Source organism: Acinetobacter kanungonis, assembly GCF_009939195.1.
Lineage (GTDB): Bacteria > Pseudomonadota > Gammaproteobacteria > Pseudomonadales > Moraxellaceae > Acinetobacter > Acinetobacter kanungonis.
The window spans coordinates 164999-181109 of record NZ_JAACKC010000004.1; the positions used below are offsets into that span (position 1 = coordinate 164999).

The 16111-nt window shown below is 42.1% G+C and carries 15 protein-coding genes and 3 tRNA genes; 11 read left to right on the plus strand and 7 right to left on the minus strand.

Annotated features, from left to right (window positions below; genetic code table 11):
* Positions 1–76: 76 nt before the first annotated feature.
* Positions 77–1069, minus strand: a complete 993-nt coding sequence (locus GWK51_RS09020; RefSeq protein ID WP_161933450.1) for an NAD(P)H-quinone oxidoreductase — start codon at positions 1067–1069, stop codon at positions 77–79.
* A 147-nt stretch (positions 1070–1216) separates the two neighbouring features.
* Complete coding sequence (locus tag GWK51_RS09025; RefSeq protein WP_161933451.1) at positions 1217–2398, minus strand: S1C family serine protease; 1182 nt, start codon at positions 2396–2398, stop codon at positions 1217–1219.
* A gap of 167 nt (positions 2399–2565) precedes the next feature.
* On the opposite strand from GWK51_RS09025, the gene GWK51_RS09030 reads away from it, so the two are divergent.
* The 8 genes from GWK51_RS09030 to GWK51_RS09065 all read left to right on the plus strand — a co-directional run bounded on the left by GWK51_RS09030 (position 2566) and on the right by GWK51_RS09065 (position 6412).
* Positions 2566–3324, plus strand: coding sequence for a Nif3-like dinuclear metal center hexameric protein (locus GWK51_RS09030; protein WP_161933452.1), 759 nt, complete (start codon positions 2566–2568; stop codon positions 3322–3324).
* A 197-nt stretch (positions 3325–3521) separates the two neighbouring features.
* A complete protein-coding gene (locus GWK51_RS09035) occupies positions 3522–4148 on the plus strand; it encodes a superoxide dismutase (protein WP_161933453.1) in 627 nt (208 codons plus the stop codon).
* 147 nt (positions 4149–4295) lie between these two features.
* Positions 4296–4371 (plus strand) — tRNA-Asn (locus tag GWK51_RS09040).
* A gap of 4 nt (positions 4372–4375) precedes the next feature.
* Positions 4376–4451 (plus strand) — tRNA-Asn (locus tag GWK51_RS09045).
* 130 nt (positions 4452–4581) lie between these two features.
* On the plus strand, positions 4582–4887 hold the full coding sequence (locus GWK51_RS09050; RefSeq protein WP_161933454.1) for a hypothetical protein: 306 nt from the start codon (positions 4582–4584) through the stop codon (positions 4885–4887).
* A gap of 99 nt (positions 4888–4986) precedes the next feature.
* A tRNA-Asn gene (locus tag GWK51_RS09055) sits at positions 4987–5062 on the plus strand.
* Between the two features lie 43 nt (positions 5063–5105).
* Entirely contained in the window at positions 5106–5558 is a 453-nt protein-coding gene (locus GWK51_RS09060; RefSeq protein ID WP_100241368.1) for a DUF2726 domain-containing protein, read from the plus strand.
* A 227-nt stretch (positions 5559–5785) separates the two neighbouring features.
* Positions 5786–6412, plus strand: a complete 627-nt coding sequence (locus GWK51_RS09065) for a helix-turn-helix domain-containing protein (protein WP_142768172.1) — start codon at positions 5786–5788, stop codon at positions 6410–6412.
* A 48-nt stretch (positions 6413–6460) separates the two neighbouring features.
* Here GWK51_RS09065 and ppk1 read toward each other — a convergent pair whose 3' ends face one another.
* Positions 6461–8542, minus strand: coding sequence for a polyphosphate kinase 1 (gene ppk1, locus GWK51_RS09070; RefSeq protein WP_100241370.1), 2082 nt, complete (start codon positions 8540–8542; stop codon positions 6461–6463).
* Positions 8543–8656: 114 nt separating this feature from the next.
* A complete protein-coding gene (mtgA, locus tag GWK51_RS09075; RefSeq protein ID WP_161933455.1) occupies positions 8657–9331 on the minus strand; it encodes a monofunctional biosynthetic peptidoglycan transglycosylase in 675 nt (224 codons plus the stop codon).
* A gap of 78 nt (positions 9332–9409) precedes the next feature.
* Here mtgA and GWK51_RS09080 point away from each other — a divergent pair, with 78 nt between their 5' ends.
* Positions 9410–10228, plus strand: a complete 819-nt coding sequence (locus GWK51_RS09080; RefSeq protein ID WP_161933456.1) for a rhomboid family intramembrane serine protease — start codon at positions 9410–9412, stop codon at positions 10226–10228.
* A gap of 17 nt (positions 10229–10245) precedes the next feature.
* Here GWK51_RS09080 and GWK51_RS09085 read toward each other — a convergent pair whose 3' ends face one another.
* Both GWK51_RS09085 and GWK51_RS09090 read right to left on the minus strand, forming a co-directional pair.
* Complete coding sequence (locus GWK51_RS09085) at positions 10246–12723, minus strand: ABC transporter permease (RefSeq protein ID WP_161933457.1); 2478 nt, start codon at positions 12721–12723, stop codon at positions 10246–10248.
* A 2-nt stretch (positions 12724–12725) separates the two neighbouring features.
* A complete protein-coding gene (locus GWK51_RS09090; RefSeq protein ID WP_100241374.1) occupies positions 12726–13424 on the minus strand; it encodes an ABC transporter ATP-binding protein in 699 nt (232 codons plus the stop codon).
* Positions 13425–13467: 43 nt separating this feature from the next.
* Here GWK51_RS09090 and GWK51_RS09095 point away from each other — a divergent pair, with 43 nt between their 5' ends.
* Complete coding sequence (locus GWK51_RS09095) at positions 13468–14097, plus strand: arylesterase (protein WP_142768166.1); 630 nt, start codon at positions 13468–13470, stop codon at positions 14095–14097.
* Between the two features lie 41 nt (positions 14098–14138).
* On the opposite strand, the gene GWK51_RS09100 is transcribed toward GWK51_RS09095, so the two are convergent.
* Complete coding sequence (locus GWK51_RS09100) at positions 14139–14753, minus strand: carbonic anhydrase (RefSeq protein ID WP_100241376.1); 615 nt, start codon at positions 14751–14753, stop codon at positions 14139–14141.
* 317 nt (positions 14754–15070) lie between these two features.
* Between GWK51_RS09100 and GWK51_RS09105 the strand changes: the two genes are divergently transcribed.
* Complete coding sequence (locus GWK51_RS09105; RefSeq protein ID WP_161933458.1) at positions 15071–16099, plus strand: alpha/beta fold hydrolase; 1029 nt, start codon at positions 15071–15073, stop codon at positions 16097–16099.
* Positions 16100–16111 lie beyond the last annotated feature (12 nt).

Genomic DNA, 16111 nt, shown 5'->3' on the forward strand with positions numbered 1-16111 from the left:
CAAACATCCAAGTAGCTTTAAAACCTGCTTAAACATGAAGCCTTAAAGCCAACGCTGAGATGTATAGCTACTGTGCTTAGATGACTTCCACCACAATTTTACCAATATGCTCGCCTGTATCCATGGCACGATGTGCATCTTGGATTTGATCAAACTTAAAGGTTTTATAAATCATTGGAATACATTGCCCTTGCTCTAACAATGGCCATACATGTTCCAACAACCCTTGGGTAATTTCGGCTTTTTCCGCAGTATTACGTGCACGCATGGTTGAACCCGTGATGGTTAAACGCTTCATCATGATTTGACCAAGTTTGACCTCTTTCGCCTTTGCCCCACCAAGGAAAGCAATGTAGACCAAACGACCATCTTTACGTAATAAATTCAGGTTTTGCTCTAAATAAGGTGCACCAACGATATCCAGAATGACATCAACCCCAGCCTGTTCGGTCTTTTCCTGAATATAGGTTTCAAAGTTTTGGGTTTTGTAGTTAATCGCATCGGTTAAATGTGCAATCGCCTGAACTTTTTCATCTGAACCAACGGTTGCAAAGGTTTTCAAACCAAGGGCATTACACAGCATTAATGCTGTAGTCCCAATCCCACTGGTTCCACCATGAATCAGCACTGTTTCACCAGCTTTGGCTTTGCCCATTTGGAATACATTTGCCCAGACGGTAAAGAAAGTTTCAGGAATTGCTGCAGCTTGCACATAGCCCAAACCCGCAGGAATTTTCAACGTTTGGCTTTCAGGCACCACGCAATATTCCGCATAGCCCCCACCATTGGTCAAGCCACAAACCTGATCGCCCACTTTAAAATTCTGAACCTCGGCACCAACAGCCACCACCTCGCCAGCGACTTCCAAACCAGGTACTGGCGTTACCCCTTTAGGCATGGGGTACAGACCTTGACGTTGTAAAATATCAGGGCGATTTAAGCCAAAAGCATGCACTTGAACCAGCACTTCATCTGCTTTCGGCTCAGGTACAGTGGTTTGTTCTATCGCTAATTTCTCAGGTCCACCCGCTTCGGTAATCACCACCTGATGCATCATTGGATTTGTCATGACGTTTCCCTATGTATTCATTTGTATTTTCATGCCGTATTTGAGCATAAACGCTTAACCGATTGAAGCCAACTCACTTAAACAATTCGGCTAAGAATTGAATATTTTCAAATAAAAAAGCCCCGACTTCGGGGCTTTAAGCAAGTATTAACGTTTTGGTAATGGAATATATTGGGAATCTGAATTTTGGACTTTACGTTCACCCACTACCACATTTAAGGTTAATGCCTGATCACCGCGTTGTACTTGAATTTGGATCGTACTGTTCGGGGCTTGTAATGCCACATAATTGATCAGATGTGAGGCTGATGTAATCTTCTCATCATTCACCTGAATAATTTTATCGCCTTTCATTAAACCTGCTTGTGCAGCAGGTCCATTTTTCAGCACATCTGCAACCACTACACCCGCCTGTTTCGGCTGCACAATATTTTCTTGTTGGATTGGCATTAAGCTAATACCCAACCAACCACGAACCACACGACCATCTTTCAAAATTGAATTCAGGACTTGTTCACACACTTTGGCAGGAATCGCAAAACCAATTCCCAGTGAGCCACCTGATTGCGAGAAAATTGCGGTATTCACACCAATCAAATTCCCTGCCACATCAATTAAGGCACCACCTGAGTTACCTGGGTTAATGGCTGCATCAGTCTGAATAAAATCTTCATAGGTATTAATACCCAAATCTGAGCGACCTGTTGCAGAAATAATCCCCTGTGTGACGGTTTGCCCCACACCAAATGGATTACCAATAGCTAAGACCACATCACCGACTTCATTACCACTGAGTTTAAACGGCAGTACGGGTAATTTATCCAGCTCAATTTTAATCACAGCCAAGTCAGTATCAGGATCTGTCCCAATAATTTTGGCAGCCGCGCGTCGACCATCTTGTAGAGCCACAATAATTTGATCGGCTTGCGACACCACATGATTATTGGTCAGAATATAACCATCAGGGCGAACAATTACCCCTGAACCTAAGCTATTTTCATTCTGTCCTTGATCGAGTTGATCGGGAATCTGATTTCCAAAAAACTCACGGAATGCTGGGTCATTCAATAAAGGATGATCGAGTTGTTTCACTTTTTGGGTGGTAAAAATATTCACAACCGCAGGCGCAGCAACTTTCACAGCAGCACTATAGGAAACCACGCCACCTGTTCGGCTGGTATTAATTAAGGGCTCGACTTTTTCTGCTGGGAGTTTCACCCCATCCGAGGCGATAGGCGCTTTTGGTTTTTGGTATTGTTGCCATGCAATAAAACCAATAATGACAATAATGAGTAACACCCAAGGTAACCATGTAAAGGTCCGGCGCACGTTTCTATCCTCTTAATATATTTTAATTTCTTAATGACGAAGAATTTCTGCTTATTGTAAAGGCAAATACAGCTCGATACACAAAATTCATGCAAGAGATTTGTGATGCTTTAGTTACAATTCAAAATATGTTTTGATGATATTAATTCGTTACTTAAGAGATTTTTATGGCTGCGCTACAAGAAATTTTGCAATGGTGTAATGACACCTTAAAGACTTCAGAATTTAAAGACTATGCACCGAATGGTTTACAAATTGAAGGGCGTTCAGAGGTCAAAAAAATTCTCTGTGCCGTCACGGCATCACAAGACGCGATTGATGCGGCAATTGCTCAACAGGCTGATCTGCTCTTGGTCCATCATGGTTATTTTTGGAAAGGCGAACCCTACCCGATTACAGGAATGCGCGGAAAGCGGATTAAAGCGCTCATTCAGCATGATATTTCTTTGGTTGCCTATCACTTACCTTTAGATTCACACCCAACACTGGGGAACAATGCAGCCATTGCAGATATTTTGGAACTGGAAATTTTTGAAGCTTTAGATGCTTCAGAACGCCATCCGATTGGCAACATTGGTTATTTAAAACAAGCGCTATCGCCTGATGCTTTTAAGGCAATGCTCACAGAACGTTTGGGCTTTGAAACTATTCATTTACCTGCACATAAAGCAAGCATTCAAAAAGTGGGTTTCTGTACGGGTGCAGCGCAGGACTTTATCAGCAAAGCCGCCGAACAAAACTGTGATGCCTACATTTCAGGTGAAGTCAGTGAACGCACCTATTACGAAGCCAAAGAACTGGATGTGCATTACTATGCCTGTGGTCATCATGCGACCGAGCGTTATGGAGTACAACGTTTAGGCAAAGCTATTTCAGAACAGTTTAATCTTGAGTATAGTTATTTCGAATTAAACAATCCGATTTAATTTGGATATGGCTGATTTTCCTTACTAAATGTATGGATTTCAAACAGCGTGATCTGGTGTACAGTATTTTTTATATACGTATAAATTCGAGCTTTATTCTGTATTGTTATTTAAAAGTATTGCGCAAATTCAGCCTCGAATCCTTTACAATAGTGCCACTTAATGTCAAAACCCAGCAAAAGCAAGGAATTGAAATCATGACAACGATCACTTTACCAGCACTTCCATATGGCTATGAAGATCTTGCTCCTCACATCAGCAAAGAAACTTTAGAATACCATCACGACAAACACCACAATACTTATGTTGTTAACTTAAACAACTTAATCAAGGGTACAGACCTTGAAGGTAAAACTTTAGAAGAAATCATCAAAGCTTCTGCTGGTGATGCAGCTAAAGCAGGTGTTTTCAACAATGCAGCACAAGTTTGGAACCACACGTTCTACTGGAACTGTATGGCTAAAAACGGTGGCGGTAAAGCGACTGGCGCATTAGCAGCAAAAATTGATGAAACTTTCGGTTCATACGAAAAATTTGCTGAAGAATTTGCTGCAGCAGCGACAACTCAGTTCGGTTCAGGCTGGGCTTGGTTAGTGGCTGACGAAGTAAATGGCGCACTTTCTATTATGAAAACTGCAAATGCGGATACTCCACTTGCTCATGGTAAAGTTGCAGTATTAACAATTGATGTTTGGGAACACGCTTACTACATCGATTTCCGCAATATGCGTCCTAAATACATCACTACTTTCTTAGAAAGCTTAGTGAACTGGGACTATGCAAATGCAAAATATGCTGGTCAAGCAGCTGGTGTTGAAAAATAATTTTTATTTTTCTGCATAAAAAATCACCCTTTATGGGTGATTTTTTATTTTTTTAGCTTTAACTGAATAATTATAAATCAAATAAAACAATTATCTTCAGCAACGGGTTGACGACTTGGGTTTTCATCCCTAAAATGCGCATCAGATTCTCCAATAGCTCAGTCGGTAGAGCGACGGACTGTTAATCCGCAGGTCCCTGGTTCGAGCCCAGGTTGGAGAGCCACTATTCTTCCATAGCTCAGTCGGTAGAGCGACGGACTGTTAATCCGCAGGTCCCTGGTTCGAGCCCAGGTGGAAGAGCCAAGATTCTAAAAAACCCACACATTACGTTGTGGGTTTTTTATTGGCTTATTTTTAAACAGTCTAATTTCAAATTGTAATTCCCCAAAATTTTAAATATCTTGACTAAATAACAACAACTCAGAGAAGAAGAATGAATATGCCTTGGCTAAAGTCCCTAATTTTTTGGATTATTGTGATTGTGGTTATTTTCGCTGTGTTTCAATGTTCACAAAAATCTGAAAACAATACGTCTGCTTCTGCTCTCATGTATGAACGTTTATATCAATGCAGCCGTGATCTATCTGGGAAACACCCAACCATCCTAGCATCAATTCAAAAACAGATTCATACAGATATGAATCAAAAAGAACTCATGCAATTAATCAATTATTGTCGTCAAGCCAACCCTCTTAAAACGCAAGCAACTTATATTGAAGCCATCCAGGACATTAAATAACCTTTTTGTCTAATTTTAGCTCGATCAACTCAAAATATTTGAATTTTTTCACTTTTTGCTTGACCACTTACACTTAGCCCCCTAAAATGCGTTCCAGATTCTCCAATAGCTCAGTCGGTAGAGCGACGGACTGTTAATCCGCAGGTCCCTGGTTCGAGCCCAGGTTGGAGAGCCAAGATTCTAAAAGCCCACTCACTACGTAGTGGGTTTTTTATTGGATGCAATTTGTGTTTACATCTATTCAAACGCTATTTTTCATGATTGGCTGTCTGGCAAGTCTCGTGTTGCTGGTCATGCTGCTGCAGCATTTCTTTTGGAAACGTCAGCAATTTTATCAAAAGCCATTAATCACTGCCTTTGAACAGAAAATGTTTGTGCGTCTGAATGAAGCATTGCCTGAGCATCATATTTTGGCACAAGTCGCATTTAGTGCGCTGATTACCAGTGACCATTTTAAAATACGCCAACAATTCAATCGAAAAGTCACAGATTTTGTGGTGCTGAATCGCGATATGAAAGTGCTTGCGATTGTGGAACTGGATGATCCCAGCCATCTAGGAAAAGAAGATGAAGATCGCCAACGTGATGCCATGTTAACTGAGGCTGGCTATACCGTGTTCCGTTACACATCTATCCCCAGTGCCCGTGAACTGCGTAAAGATTTACTCTGATTGGCTCTCACCTGCTTTCGCACAATAATTCTGCAAATAAAAAACAATCTCAACAAATTACCTCAAATTCACAACAAAATTAAAACCGTTTTCAATTAATTTTTATTCAACAAACACTTACACTAACCTGAGATTGATAAAATCCCAATTTACAGGTATAGAACATTTTCGTCATTTGGAACACAGTCAAAAGATAATTGGATGCTCAAGTTTAGGACTATAACAAAGTGAATGAGCTTTTACTCCCAGCACCCGTTTTAATTCTCTCAGAAGAAATTAATTTAGACCTTCGCATAAAGATATTATTGATGGAGTTGGGCTATCCTGCGCATTTAATTCACTCAACGCCTTATTTAGATGATGCCCTAGAAATTTATCGTTTACATCTTCCCAATATTGTTTTGATTGATCTGAATTTTAGTCAGGTTCCCTTACACGACTTGATCCGCACACTTAAAGCTTATCACCCTTATGTGGTAATAATTTTACTTGCACCCTTCGGACAAACGGAACAAATCTTCCGCGGGATTCAATCTGGTGCGCATGGTTATTTTTTTGTGGAACAAACCGATCGGGAAATCTTACAACAGATTCGGACCATTTTAAGAGGGGGGGCCAGCCTGCATAGCGAGTTAGCACAATACATTTTAGATGCACAAAACCTCAGCCCTGCACGTCAATTTATCAACCACTTTAAAGAACCCGCCACCCAATTTTCTGATCTGGAATTTGAGATTCTGACCTTATTGGCTGAACACATGAATACCCGTGAAGTTGCACATCAATTGGGGATTCCCCTCTACAGTGTAGAAGGCCGCATAAAATCAATTTATCGACATCTCAGTCATAAATAAAAAAGAGCCAAATTTAGGCTCTTTTTTTTGGGCTCTATTTAAGAACGCTTATTTAATCATTTCCAACAAAGTCCTTTGTGCGTTATAAGCATCTTCACCCTGTGCCACTTGCGCACGCACCCATGAGCCATCACCTTGTAATAGCCATGCCTGTTGATTGTCTTTTAAATAATTAAATAAACCTTGCTGATAAATCCGCTTTTTCAGTGCTGGATCTTCAATTGGGAAGCACGCTTCAACTCGATTAAACAAGTTACGATCCATCCAGTCTGCACTTGAGCAGTACACATGCGGATTGCCATTATTGCTAAAATAATAAACGCGGGTATGTTCCAAGAAACGACCGACAATTGAACGTACACGAATATTTTCAGATAGACCTGGCAAACCTGGACGTAAGCAACAAATGGAACGAATGATCAGATCAATTTGTACGCCAGCTTGTGACGCTTCATAAAGTTTATTAATTAATTGCAGTTCAGTCAGTGCATTCACTTTGACAATGATTTGCGCAGGTTTGCCTGCTTTGGCATTGGCAATCTCATCATCAATGAAATTAAGGAGTTGTGCGTGCAAGGTAAATGGCGCATGCAACAGCTTTTTCAACTTAGCCATTTTACCCATACCCGTTAACTCTTGGAAAATGCGATGCACATCTTCACAGAGTTCCTTATCAGTCGTGAGTAAACCGTAATCGGTATAGATACGTGCATTGCCCGCATGGTAGTTACCTGTACCTAAATGGACATAACGTACCAATTTGTTGTTTTCACGACGCACCACCAGAATCATCTTGGCATGGGTTTTATAACCTACAATGCCATACACCACCACTGCACCTGCTTCTTGCAGCACATTCGCTACAGCGATATTGGATTCTTCATCAAAACGCGCGCGCAACTCAATCACCGCAGTGACTTCTTTACCGTTACGCGCAGCTTCTGCTAATACTTGTACAATCTCAGAATCGGCACCACTGCGGTACAAGGTTTGCTTGATTGCCAATACCTGCGGATCACGTGCAGCTTCACGCAGTAAATTGATCACAGGCGCAAAAGATTCATACGGATGGTGTAATAGAATGTCTTGCTTTTGCATGGCAGAAAAAATGTTTTCAGACTTTTTCAGCACCTTCGGAATTACAGGTGTATGCGTGTCATAACGTAAATGCGGGCGCTTAAAATTAGACAGTAAGCGTGCCAAGTTGACTGGACCATCTACCTTATAAAGTTGCTCTTCTTCAAGATCAAACTCATTCAGCAAATAATCATAAATATGTTTCGGACAGTTCTCGGTCACTTCTAAACGTACTGCACGACCAAAACGGCGAGAGTTCAATTCACCCTTAAGTGCCTTCGCCAAGTCTTCCACATCTTCATTTAAGGCTAAATCGGCATTACGCGTCACACGGAACTGATAACAGCCCGTTGCCGTCATCCCCGGAAAGAGATCAGACACATGCTCATGAATAATGGCAGACAACATCACATGATGTTCTTTACCCCCCGTCAGTTCATCCGGTAAACGCACCACACGAGGCAATGAGCGTGGTGCAGGTACAACGGCCAAGTCAATCTGACGACCAAAAGCATCCTTCCCTTCTAGCGTCACAATAAAGTTTAGGCTTTTGTTGACTAAACGCGGGAATGGATGTGCAGGGTCTAGGCTAATTGGGGTTAAAACAGGCGCAACCTGTTCTTGGAAATATTTTTTCACCCAAGAAGATTGGGCTGGCGTCAACTCTCCACGGCGTAAGAAGCAGATATCTTCTTCGCGCAGTTTCGCCAAAATTTCTTCATTTAAAATACGGTATTGACGTTCAATCGCCGCATGGGCAGTTTGTGAAATCTGTTCTAACACTTGTTTCGGCGTCAGCCCATCTGGGGTGTGACTTTCATTACCCAAATCAAGCTGTTCCATCATGCCTGCGACACGAATTTCAAAAAACTCATCTAAATTACGTGAGAAAATAAGCAAGAAGTTCATGCGTTCCAAGAGTGGATGCAGCGGATCGACAGCTTGCTCAAGAACACGTAAATGGAAATCTAAAATAGAAAGTTCACGATTAATAAATCGATCATTATAAGTATATTCAACTGGCTCTAAAGGAGTCTGTGCCGCCGTATTCATAATCAACCCATGATTTTAAGACGTTATTTGTATCTCCATAAGTATGCTTCAATTTTGTGACATTTTCATAAAAAAGCCCAAAATAATTTGGGCTTCGCTGCTAATTTCTGCACTTTATGGAATTTGGCTATAACGCATATATTTACGAATCATTTTCTTGCGAATTTGAATGCGTCGATCATTCTGATGCTCTTGATAATATTTAGGATTAGGCAAAATTGCAGCCAAGAATGCTGCCTGATCACGACTGAGACTGCGTGAACTTTTGCCAAAATAATGCTGTGATGCAGCTTCTACCCCATAGATATTGTCACCAAACTCGACTGAATTTAAATAAACTTCCAAAATGCGCTGTTTGGACCACATTCGCTCCATCATCCAAGTTGCAACAGCTTCTTGCCCTTTACGGATAAAAGAACGCTTATTGTATAAAAATAAGTTTTTCGCCAGTTGTTGGGAAATGGTCGATCCACCTGCAACCACTTTGCCTTTATCCTGATTACGTTCTAATGCATATTGCATGCCTTCCCAATCAAAACCATGATGGTGCATGAATTTGCCATCTTCTGACGTTACCACAGCGCGTTTGAGGTAATCACTGATTTGATCATAATCACGCCATTTATGATGAATTGGCTCAGATGGTTCTGACCAATAATCCAGACGCATGAACATGGTGGTTTCGACAGGATGCGTTCGCCACCATACCAAACTGCTAAAAATCCAGAGCTGAACAAGGAGAATAAAACTGACAACGACTAACAAAGTTCGAACAAAAAAGGCTTTCATGTCAGTAGGTTGCTCCAAATATTTGCATTCTTTCGTGCTAAGCTTGATTCAAATATCAATCGAAAGTCAAAGCATCGCATGTCTCATTCAACACCACCTTGGGTTCCGAGCAAACTGAATATGCAGGATTGGTGGCTCACTGCCCTGTTCATTGCCATCAATGTCGGGCTATTCCTCTGGCAAATTTTCTCAGGCGTGAATGTCAGTGATCCAAGCCTGCCAGATGCCATACGCTGGGGAGCTGATTATGCACCTTTAACCTTTTTAGAGGAACCCATCCGACTGTTCAGTAGCATGTTTTTTCATTTTGGCATGGTACATCTGATGTTAAACATGTGGGCACTGTATATTTTTGGTAGTGTCGCGGAACAGCTATTTGGACGGCTGTACTTTCTGATGCTTTACCTCGCTGCAGGTTTAATGGGCAGCCTGTTTAGTGGTTATTTAGCGATTCATGACAGCGTTGCCATGTTAAATATGCAAGCAATTGACCCAGACTTGCTGCCGCATGTCAGTGCAGGTGCTTCTGGTGCGGTGATGGGCTTGGGCGGTGCGCTCACCCTGCTGTCCCTGTTTCCAATCTTGCCGCGACAACGGTTTATCCTCGATAAAAAGACCCTAATTATGGTCATGGGAGTCAACTTGGTGATTGGGCTGACCATCTCGGGCATTAACAATGCTGCCCATGTTGGCGGCATGCTGATGGGCGCTGTACTGGCGGGTATTTGGTATCTGTGCCAAAAATGGCAGAAACCGTCCCTGAGCTTAATTCTAGCAACGATTATTGCCATCAGTAGCTGCTGGCTGCTCTATCAATACTGTCTACAACTGCTACAATTGATTCAACCCCTATGGGCAGAATTATTGCAAGCCATGCGTCAGCACTATCATTTTTAATTTAGCGGAGATGAACCCTAGGATTGGTTCATCTCTCTTAAACTTTGTAATGGCGGGATATCGCAAAGATAACTCAGGCGATAACGCCCAATCAGTGCACAGAGCAGCATCATGCTGAGCGGTAAAATCAACCAAATTTCCCAATGCGGCTGAATACTGAGATTCATACGATAACTGGCAATTGCACTAATCAATTCGGCAAAGAAACAGGCCACAATTCCTGACAATAATCCCATAAAACCAATTTCTAGGGTCAACATCCGTTTTAGCGTTTGTTTGGAACTGCCAAATGAGCGCAGCAACGCCACTTCTTGTTTCCGTTCATCCATCAACAAGTTCAGGCAGGCGATTAACACCAGAATGCCTGCAAGGCTGACCAGTAGCGCCAAAATAGTCACCACTTGAATCAAGACGTTCATCAACCGTTTAATTTCATCCAGTATCAAACCGACATCAATAAACACGGTATTACTAAACTGCTGAATCAATTGAATCAATTGTGGCTTGTCTTGTTCTGGGACATAAAAACTGCCCAAATAGCTGCCTGCATTTTCATCCAGTGTTTGTGGTGAGAAAATAAAGAAAAAATTGGGGCTAAAACTCTCCCACTCTACCTCTCGCAAGCTCACCACTTTGGCGTGTAACATCCCTTCAGGCAAGCTGAAACTGAGACGATCACCCACCTGTATACCCAATTCTGCTGCGGTTTTGGCTTCTACAGAAACCTCCCCAGTATGGCTAAATTTAGCTTGCCCTTGCACAATCTTATTGTCCGCTGGCAGGCTATTGCTTTGCGTCAGATTCAGCTCACGGCGTAAAGAATTATTTTGCTGTACCAGTTGTTCTGCAAAGGGCTGTTCATTTTTTGCGACTAATCTGCCCCGAATATTCGGATACAACGGCGTACTACTCCAACCATATGCTTCTAATTGCTGCTTGAATTGGGGAACATCAAACGGAGGCAAGCCATACACAAACTGATTGGGCGTGCCTTGCGGCAACTGTTGCTGCCAACGCTCTAATAAATCTGTGCGTAATACGGCGAGTACCGTGATCAGGCTCAGCCCCAAAGCCAAAGCCGTAATCTGAAAAGAAGTTTGATAAGGCACTTTCACATAGGCTGAAATCGCCATCTTGAGTTTTTTAATGGCTTTTAAAACTAGCCAAACCACTAGATACAGCACTGCACTCAAGACCAAAATGCCGCCAATCACCAAACTGGTCAGCAATAGATTGTCCGTCAAGATGGCACTGAATACAAACAGACTCAGTGTTCCCGTCAGCAAGGTCCATAGTAAAATAGGCATCGACTGCGCCTGTTGACGAATCACCCGAATCGGCGGTGTATACATCAACTGCCATAGGTGCGGCAAAATAAATCCTGTTAACACCACAGCACTGGTGAAAATGGCAATTGGCAAAGGCCCCGTTAACATCGCCCAAGCTGAAAATTGCAGTTGTAAATTTGGAATCAATTGCAGCATGAGTTGCAACAGTCCATAACCCAAAGCAATGCCGACACCTACACCAATGAAAATTGCAATCCCCAACATAAAGCAGAGTAGATAGGCATAGACTTTAAGAATTTGCGATTTGGATGTCCCCATACAACGCAGTAAGGCAATATAGTCTTGATTTTGTTGAACGTAACGTTGACTGGTCAGCGCAATTGCGATTCCACACAACAAAATTGTCAGGATATTTGCCAACTGTAAAAAGGTATCCAGATTTTCAATCGGGCGCATTAGACGAGTATTGCCTTCGCTGGCATTTCTGAGTTTCAGGCCATTGGCTTCATCTGCATTCGAGTTAGCAGACTGCTTTTCCGCTTGTTGCTGCTGTTTAAACAGGGTTTGGAATTGTTGAATGTTATTCGCAGGACCTGCCATTAACAGACGATAATCAATGCGGCTACCCACCTGAATCGCATTGGTGCGTGCCACATCTTGTTGTGCAATCATGACTGTGGGTGAAAAGCCTGAAAAACCCAGTTCCTGATTTGAATCATGTTGAATGGCCGCAGTCACTTTAAACGTGCCATCTGCAATCTGGATCTGATCCCCCAATTTGACCTTTAGCAAATCCATGACCCGTGGACTTAGCCATACTTCACCGCTTTGTATTGAACGATTTAGCGCCGGTTGTAGTTGCAACTGTCCTCGTAACGGAAAATGGGCATCAATGGCTTTAACATTGACCATGACAAACTGTGATTCGGTATGGGCCATGGAATTGAACACCGTCACCTGCGACTGCTTCAAATCCAGCACTTTGGCTTGGTCTTTCCAGTGTTGCTCAATCGCGGATTGATCTGATAACACTAAATCTGCAGCCATCAGCTCTGCTGCTTGCAAGGTCACTGCATTCTGAATCTGTTCATTGCTAAATTTCAGGGCTGTGGTGACACTAATTGCCAAGACCAACGCCATGATCAGCAAATACATGCCACTGCTTTTCAGACTTTGCTGTAATAAGGGGCGAAATAAGGCACTCATGCTTATTCTCCAGCCTGCACATGTTCATGTAACTGACCTTCAAATAAATGCACATGCCGCTGACATTGTCTTGCCAGTTTTAAGTCATGTGTCACCAACACTAATGTCGTGCCCAACTCCCGATTCAGTGAAAATAGAAGCTGTTCAATTTCTTTTGCGGTTTGACTGTCTAAATTCCCTGTCGGCTCATCGGCAAAAATAATTTTTGGCTGGCTGATTAATGCCCGTGCAATTGCGACACGTTGTTGTTCTCCCCCTGAAAGGACTTTAGGCGTTTGACTGGCTTGACGCTCTAAGCCCACCTTTTTCAGCAATTCCAAAGCACGTTGTTCTGCCTCGGCATAGTGGAACTCTGGATGTAAACGTAAGGGTAACATCACATTTTCTAGGGCAGTGAGGTGTGGTAACAATTGAAAGGACTGAAAGACAAAGCCGATATAGTTTAAACGTACCTGTGCCCGTTGCTCTTCATTTAGCGCGGTAATGTTCTCTCCACACACACTGAGTTCACCACTGCTGGCTTGATCTAAAGTCGCCAAAATCCCCAATAAGGTAGACTTACCTGAACCTGAACGTCCTGTAATTGCAATTTGTTCGCCTTCAATAATTTCGAGATTTAAATTTTCAAAAATGGAGAGACTCTTGTCGGCAAGTTGTATTTTTTGTGTCAAATTCTGGGCAGAAATTACGGCTTGTGGCATGATAAATCTCTCTGTTCTTGTGCTCAGGTTTTCTTTAGTCACTATGCGTCGATATCGTTTTAAAGTATTGATTTGTTCATGGCTCGCAGGTCTGCTGTTCTGCCTCAGCCCCATGATGGCTTCTGCCAAAACTATTCTAATTTTGGGTGACAGTATTAGTGCAGGTTATGGACTACAGCCTCAGCAAGGATGGGTCACATTGTTGCAAAAACGATTAGAGCAACAGTATCCGAAACAACATCAAGTGGTCAATGCAAGTGTCAGTGGTGAAACCACCAGTGGTGCTTTGGCACGTTTGCCAAAATTACTTGCAACTTACAAGCCAAATATCGTAGTGATCGAATTAGGAGGCAATGATGGTTTACGTGGACAACCGCCACAAATGATTCAGCAGAATCTTGCCCGCTTGGTTGAACAAAGTCAAAAAGCAAAAGCAAAAGTTGTTGTTTTTGGAATGAAAATTCCGCCGAATTACGGCACTGCCTATAGCAAGGCATTTGAACAGAATTACACAGTGATCAGTCAGCGTTACCAAGTGAAATTGCTGCCTTTCTTTTTAGAAGGCATTGCGGGACAGAAAAACCTGATGCAAAAAGATTTGATCCATCCCAATGCACAGGCGCAACCGAAATTATTAAATCTGGCTTACCCATACATTAAAGGCGCTTTATAAAGCGCCTTTAATCATGATGTTCTGTTCTAAATCGGTCAGACTTAGAAGTCAAAAAAAATCACTTCACCTGTTTCAAGCGAATATTCTGCACCGACTACAATCATCTTGCCTTTTGCAATTAACTGTTCTAACACCGCTGAACCATGACGTAATTGATTTACAGAGGCAAACACATTAGAACGTACCGCATGCGTTGAAAGCTTGTCTAAATCATTTTTCAATTCAGTTTGCATCAAGGTTTCAACTGATGGACGAACACGGTTCACAATTGACATTAAGTTATTTGATGGTGGGCTATCTGGATTCATCAAAGTATCAATCGTCGCTTTGATCGCGCCACAGTGACTATGTCCCAATACCACCACGACTGCACAGTCATAACGTTCTGCAGCAAATTCCACGCTACCGACTTGTGAAGGCGCAACCACGTTACCCGCAACACGAATAACAAACAGATCACCTAAACCCTGATCAAACACCATTTCAGCAGGGACACGCGAGTCCGAACAGCCGAGTACAATCGCAAAAGGGTTTTGATCTTCTGCCATTTCAGCACGCTCTTGGTGCGACAACTGTTTAGGGTGGGTTGTTTCCCCAGAGACAAAACGTTGGTTTCCTTTTTTAAGACGTTCTAATGCTTCTTGAGCCGTTAGCATTCTGTTTCCCACCATGATTTGAAGTTTGAATATTCTAATGCCAGCAAAATTGATTGTCACTTGCAAAAAAGGATACAGTTTTGCATTTTACGAATTGGCAAAAAATTTCAAATCCCATTTAGCATTACATTGAACCAAGTCACATTATTAAAACTGAATATCAAGTACATCAATAAACTTATTCGTGACTTTCTAGGTATTGTATTTAAAATAGATTCGCATAAATTTAAAGGTTATTCTTTAGACCAAATCAATCTTATCTCCTGTTTCAAAATGGATTTCGAAGCAGAAAATTTTAGCCATAAGGATTTAAGTCAATGACTGAAAGACGTAAATATTTTTCTCATTTTGTTACTGCAATGGGAATCCTAATTACCCTGTCATTGCCCAATCTTGCGTCTGCCAAAACCACGCAAGCGTCTGCCGAACAACTTTCACTGCAAAACTACCTGCAACAAGAACGTGAAGCCTGTGGCTTGAAAAGTAAAACCCTTAAAGTGGGCGATATTGTCTGGAGCTATAACGAAGGCGGTTCGCCCCAGAAGCCAACCGTTTTACTATTACACGGTATTGCCAGTAACCGCGATAACTGGAACCGTGTCGCAGCGTATTTGACACCCAACTATCATGTGATTGTGCCTGATTTACCCATCTACGGTGAAACCAGAGTTCCAGCAAATTTCGATATTGCCGTTCCGAATGTCACTTCGAGCCTCAGACAGTTTGCCGAAGCAATTGATATTGAAAATAAATTGAATATTGCAGGTCACTCTCTGGGTGGCTCTATTGCAACCTTATACGCTGCACAATATCCCTTTGATACCCAAAGCTTATTTCTACTGAACAGTGCGGGCATCTATAAAAAAGCCAATACGCCCTACACCAAAGACCCAAACTTTCTCAAACATCTGATTGTGGCTAAACCTGGTGATTATGCCGATGTTCGCCAAGAGATTATGCAAAATCCCCCCAAACTGTCCCCTGAATTGCAACGTGCCAAAGAGCAATTGCTAATTTCTCAGGCGGGACGTAATAATTTAGTGATCGAGCAAATTTCGACCCTGAATCGAATTTATACCCCTGAAAGTTTTGCACGTATTACCCATAATGTCGAAGCACCTACCCTGATTCTTTGGGGGAAACAGGACAAAATCTTTAATGTTGAAGTCGCAGATGAATTAAAATCTCTGTTGAAACGTGCAGAAGCACCTGTCATCCTTAACAATGTTGGTCATATGCCTTTATTGGAAGCAGATAAACAAGTCGCAAATTACTATTTGCCGTTTCTTGCCAAAACCCAGAGTCTGAAAAATCCTTTGGCGGATCAATTGATTCCTTTACATTAAATTTGAGCTTTT